At 32.5% G+C, this 5260-nt stretch carries 4 protein-coding genes, 1 tRNA gene and 1 pseudogene; 1 reads left to right on the top strand and 5 read right to left on the bottom strand.

The annotated features are described in order from the left end of the window. The 4 genes and pseudogenes from OZD62_RS05995 to OZD62_RS05980 form a co-directional block, all read right to left on the bottom strand. Positions 1–162 (bottom strand): annotated as a pseudogene (locus tag OZD62_RS05995) (P-type conjugative transfer protein VirB9); the annotation flags it as partial. After that, positions 149–829: a VirB8 family type IV secretion system protein gene (locus tag OZD62_RS05990; protein ID WP_010082650.1), complete on the bottom strand. Its 681-nt coding sequence runs from the start codon at positions 827–829 to the stop codon at positions 149–151. The pseudogene OZD62_RS05995 and the gene OZD62_RS05990, both read right to left, overlap by 14 nt. 72 nt (positions 830–901) lie before the next feature. Next, positions 902–1984 (bottom strand): GTP cyclohydrolase II, encoded by a 1083-nt coding sequence (locus tag OZD62_RS05985; protein ID WP_010082649.1) that lies wholly within the window; start codon positions 1982–1984, stop codon positions 902–904. A 29-nt stretch (positions 1985–2013) separates the two neighbouring features. Then, positions 2014–2101 (bottom strand) — tRNA-Leu (locus OZD62_RS05980). A gap of 190 nt (positions 2102–2291) precedes the next feature. Between OZD62_RS05980 and OZD62_RS05975 the strand changes: the two genes are divergently transcribed. Then, entirely contained in the window at positions 2292–3566 is a 1275-nt protein-coding gene (locus OZD62_RS05975) for a metallophosphoesterase (protein ID WP_022626184.1), read from the top strand. 27 nt (positions 3567–3593) lie between these two features. Here OZD62_RS05975 and dnaA read toward each other — a convergent pair whose 3' ends face one another. After that, a complete protein-coding gene (gene dnaA / locus OZD62_RS05970) occupies positions 3594–4976 on the bottom strand; it encodes a chromosomal replication initiator protein DnaA (protein ID WP_010962298.1) in 1383 nt (460 codons plus the stop codon). Positions 4977–5260 lie beyond the last annotated feature (284 nt).

Raw genomic sequence — 5260 nt, 5'->3', positions numbered from 1 at the left:
ATAGTAACCCTGACTAAAAACCACCGTAAATACTTCATTAGGGCTATACACAAAAGTCTTTATTCTACTATCTATAGAAATAGGCTCATTATAATTAATGGATGCGTTTAAATTGCCACTTACAAGTAAAGCTAAAACTAATAATATCCTATACATATTCATCATCTACTCTATATGAAATAACTTGAAATCCTAATGGGTTAATATATCTTTGCTGATCATCCATTTCAAGCGATGCATATCTATATGACATAATAACTATCTTATTTTTTCTCGTAGAACTTCCATCTTTCCGTGTAAATTCCACAAAAAATCTCACCTGAAGAGCATCGTTACCCAACTTTTGAATTGAGCGAATTTTAAATTCACTTTTGGTATCTGAATATAAATTAAAAAGATCATCCATATTCTGCGATCCTACATAATTTCTAAATTCATTATACACATCAGGTGAGGAAAACAACCTCACCTTTGTATAATAGTTATAATTATAATGATATGGATCAAAAACCTCCCTTGCTTTTATATACTCTGAAATAAAATAATCGTTTAGCGCTTCATCTGCAGAATACTGTTTTACTGTGACAGGATCAACCAATTGCACTATTCCTGATTTCTTGTCAATTTCTATAACAAATGGCTCAATAGTGCTACTTGTGCTAATTTTAAATATGACTAATATGCTGATAGAGATCGTTGCTAATAATATTAATGCAAATAAAAGTAGAATATTCCTTTGAGCAATAACTGTGCTGTAGCGGTTTGAATTCCAATTTATATCCTTATCTAAGGATTCAGTATTTTTTTCTCGCTTAAAAAATCTTAGCATTTTAGTATTCCTAAAAATCTTAACTTATGTTAATAAACATAGCAAATTAACAAAGTAGTTACAGCAAAAAAGCTAAAAAACTCTTAATCTATGGCCTAATTTACCAAACTTTGTCTCCATATATGAATCGTTATATTTATTACGTTCCACAATAAGTGGTAGACACTTTGTAACTCCTATACCACTACTTTCCAATTCTGACAATTTCCTATCATTGTTTGTAAGTAATTGGATTTTGTTAATGTTCAATTTCTTAAGCATTTTAGCTGCAACAGCAAAACTCCTTTCATCATCTTCAAAACCCAATATTCTATTTGCATCAACAGTATCAAGATTATGTCCTCTTTGCATACTGTACGCTCTTAACTTATTAGTTAAACCAATGCCTCTTCCATCTTGCATCAAATACAATATAATACCACTTCCAGAGTCAGCTATCATTTGAATTGCTTGATGTAACTGACTTCTGCAATCGCATGACAAGCTATCTAACAAGTCACCCGTATAGCACGAAGAATGAATTCTCACTAATGGTTCGTCATCTTTATCTGGATTGCCAATGATAATTGCATGATGTTCTCTTCCACCACTTTCGGTTCTATAAGATATGATATTTACTTCTTGAGTCTGTTTTAAAAATAATGATGTTTTGCACACTTCATATACATCCTGATTTTCTTGAAAATTATTTATGAATGACGTGTCCAGTGCAATAACGTCATTTTTCTCGCACCAATTTCGCATTTCATGGTTATTCTCAAAAGTCATATCAGCCACTAACGCGTATGGCAATAATTCTGAGAACTTAAGCAAGGCAATAGCACATTCATCTATTGTCTTTGAGCATTGCAACTCTTTTATGCAATCTTCCTTTGAACAGTTTATTAAATAGAGCAGTTCATCAAAATTATTCACCAACAGACGTTTGCTGTTATGTTCTTTATTCTGAGATATGTATTTTACCTTACTTGAAGTTAAAGTAACATATACATTACTTGATGTAAGCTTGTATTGATTAAATAAATCTCTTTCTAAAGCCTCAGCAGCAGCAAACAATAGGTAATTACTTTCATCATATATTACAATTGGCCGACCGCGCCTGATTTCGCTGATAGCTCTTTCTACCTTATTGCTACTCTGATTTCCTATAAACATTTTTACCCATATTAAACAGCGATAAAAACTGGTGCGGCCGAGAAGACTTGAACTTCCAAGGCCTTATGAGCCACAGCGACCTCAACGCTGCGTGTCTACCAATTCCACCACGGCCGCACTATATTCTAGTTTTTATATAATTATTTTAAATTACTTAATCATTTTAGAATTTTTCATCTAGAGTGTCAATCTGATACTAGAATAATTTAGAAATTGTTTGTATAATTTGATTATGAATTTTGTGATTATAAGTTTTAATCATTTAAGATAACCTTACTACTAATTTTTAACTTAGGTTTTTATACAAATGAATATAGCTAATATCTTTATTTTTTTAGCTCTCTCTCTTATAACTAGCTTTCATTTCGTCCATGCACAAATATTATACACATGGTCTCAAGTTATCCCAGAAAATAAACTAAGCATACGCGCAATTACGGACAATGACATGTGTCCCATTGTTTATGTTGATGGCGAGGAAACAGAAATGCTGAATCGCAGCTCAATTAACAATGGTGGTCATAACGAAACAGTTTGTGAACTGACAGTACAAACAAGTGCCAAAAACATTAGTATTGAGGATCTACGGGTTCCTATATTACCAAAAAAGGTTAATAAAATTGCTTTCATTGGTGACACGGGCTGTAGAATAAATATGTTATTTCAGCAGGAATGTAATTCGGTAGATAGCTGGCCTTTAAAAAAAAATTTAGATTCAATCGCCCTTCATAAACCAGATTTAATTATCCATGTTGGTGATTATCATTATAGACAAACAAAATGTAGAAATACAAAAAAGTGTGGCGATATTTATGGATATAATAAAGAAGTTTGGTACGCTGATTGGTTTGAGCCTGCAAAGGATATTTTATCACAATCCCCTTTCCTTTTTGTTCGTGGAAACCATGAGAGTTGTGATAGAGCTTATGAAGGATGGTTCAGGTATCTAGATTCATACCCCTTTTCGTCTGAAAAATGTGGAAACTTCGTTTCTAGTTGGTCCTTAGATGCTGGACCGATGAAATTTTTTATCTTCGACTCTTCATCCGGTGAGGATATTTTTACAACCCAAAGCACAATTGATGCTTTTGAGAGGCAATTTGATAAATTGATACAAAATAGTTCTGACAAGCCCATGTGGTTTTTAACTCATAAACCGCTTTGGAGATCTCCAAAAAAAGAATTTTTGACATTAAAAAGCCATGGTAATCTTACACAAATCGAAGCTTTTGGAGATAAATTTCCAAGCAATGTTACTACCATAGTTTCTGGCCACATTCATATAGCCCAGATTTTATTAATGGATAATGTTCCAGACCAAATTATAGTTGGAAACGGTGGTGCATCATTACACGCTCAAGATCAAGAATCTGTTTATCAAAATGTAGAATTTGACTATTCAAATGGTAAAAACTACTTAGCACACGAGGTTAGAAACTTTTTTGGCTTTGGCTTTGCAATACTAAATTTAGATGATCACGAATTTACCTTCTATAATCAACACAATAAGGAAATGTATTCTGCGAAGCTAACAGAAGATTTTAAACTTAAACGGATTAAAACTATAGTCGATTCATTTTAGGATTTGTTATTAGCTATTTTAAAAACGCTACTTAAACATTTTTTTTAATCGATTGATTTCATCAGCAAATTTTGAGTCGGTCTTTATAAAATTTTCTACTTGTTTTACTGCATGTATAACAGTAGCATGGTCTCTGCCACCAAAGTTTCTCCCAATATCTGGTAGGCTTTTTTGCGTAAATTTTTTGGCAAAATACATAGCTATTTGTCTTGGCCTTGCAAGACTGCGAAGCCTTCTATTGGATTGCATATCTGCAACCTTTATATTGAAAAATTCAGCTACTTTCTTTTGTATTTCTTCTATTGTGACTGACCTATGATTTGACCTAAGAAGATCGATTAGGGTTTCACTAGCTGATTCTACCGTCATACTTCTTCCAATTAATGAGGTATGGGTAACCTTATTTAATGCTCCTTCTAATTCTCTTATATTAGATTTTATGTTCCTTGCTAAAAACTCTAGGACATCTTTCGGAACATACATATTCATCTGCTCCACTTTTGCCTGCAATATACCAAGCCTTAATTCAAAAGTTGTTTCATTAATATCTGCCACCAACCCCCAACCGAGTCGTGATTTTATTCTTTCTTCCACTCCATCAAGATCACTAGGAGACCTATCAGCTGATATAACCAATTGTTTATTTTGGTCTATCAATGCATTGAAAGTGTGAAAAAATTCTTCTTGTGTACTATCTTTACCACTGATAAATTGCACATCATCTACCATCAATACATCTACTGATCTAAATTGCTCTTTAAATAACATAATATCTTTGCTTCGCAGCGCTGTAATATATTGGTACATGAATTTCTCTGCTGATAAATACACCACTTTTCTTTTTGCTGATGGGGAATTGACTATGTGCCAAGCTATAGCATGCATTAGATGTGTTTTACCAAGTCCCACTCCACCATATAGAAACAAAGGATTGCTGCCTAATATTGGATCTATAGATTCTGCCACACGCTTTGCCGCCGTAAATGCTAATTCATTTGGCTTTCCCACTACAAAATTATCAAAGGTGAACCTTGGATCCAGCGGCGAACCAAGATTATGATTACTTTCCTCTCTGTTTTTTAGTATAACATTAAAATTTGAATTCCTCTCCTCAATTACTTGAATATCAATAGAACGTATACTTTTATCTTCGCTTTGCCATAATGATAATATTTTTTTCATGTAATGAACTGTAATCCACTCTTTTATAAACCTTGTTGACACGGATAAAAGAACTTCCCCATTTCTGCTACTGACAAATTTTAGTGAACTCAGCCAGCTATTATATGTTGCTTCTCCATAAAGATTATAAAGACAATTTTGGATTTTTTCCCAAGTAACATTGTGATCCGTTACTGTAATAATCTGATCAAAAAACATAGTAGAAACCTTAGGGCTAGTTAAGTTCATATACCACACCAAGAAAAAAGCAATAATTAGAAAATATAAGATAATCAATAGCTTACTGCAAAATGAAAAGCTAATACTACTTAATACATACTAAAAATTATGGTGATTTTTTGATGGGTTGTAAAGGGTATAAAAACATTAAAATTGATCATTTTTATTTCAAAAAAATGAAAAATTTGTAAATGTCGCTTGTATCGAGGATTAGAAGCATGCTATTAAAAACAGTAATACATTATGTATAAATAAGATGTTAAATTTACTGGCAAATAAGTAAAGTATTCATA

The sequence above is a fragment of the Wolbachia endosymbiont of Drosophila seguyi genome, from assembly GCF_028981765.1.
GTDB lineage: Bacteria > Pseudomonadota > Alphaproteobacteria > Rickettsiales > Anaplasmataceae > Wolbachia > Wolbachia pipientis.
The sequence above is the reverse complement of the archived record's forward strand: the minus strand, read 5'-3'. Positions and strand labels throughout refer to the sequence as shown.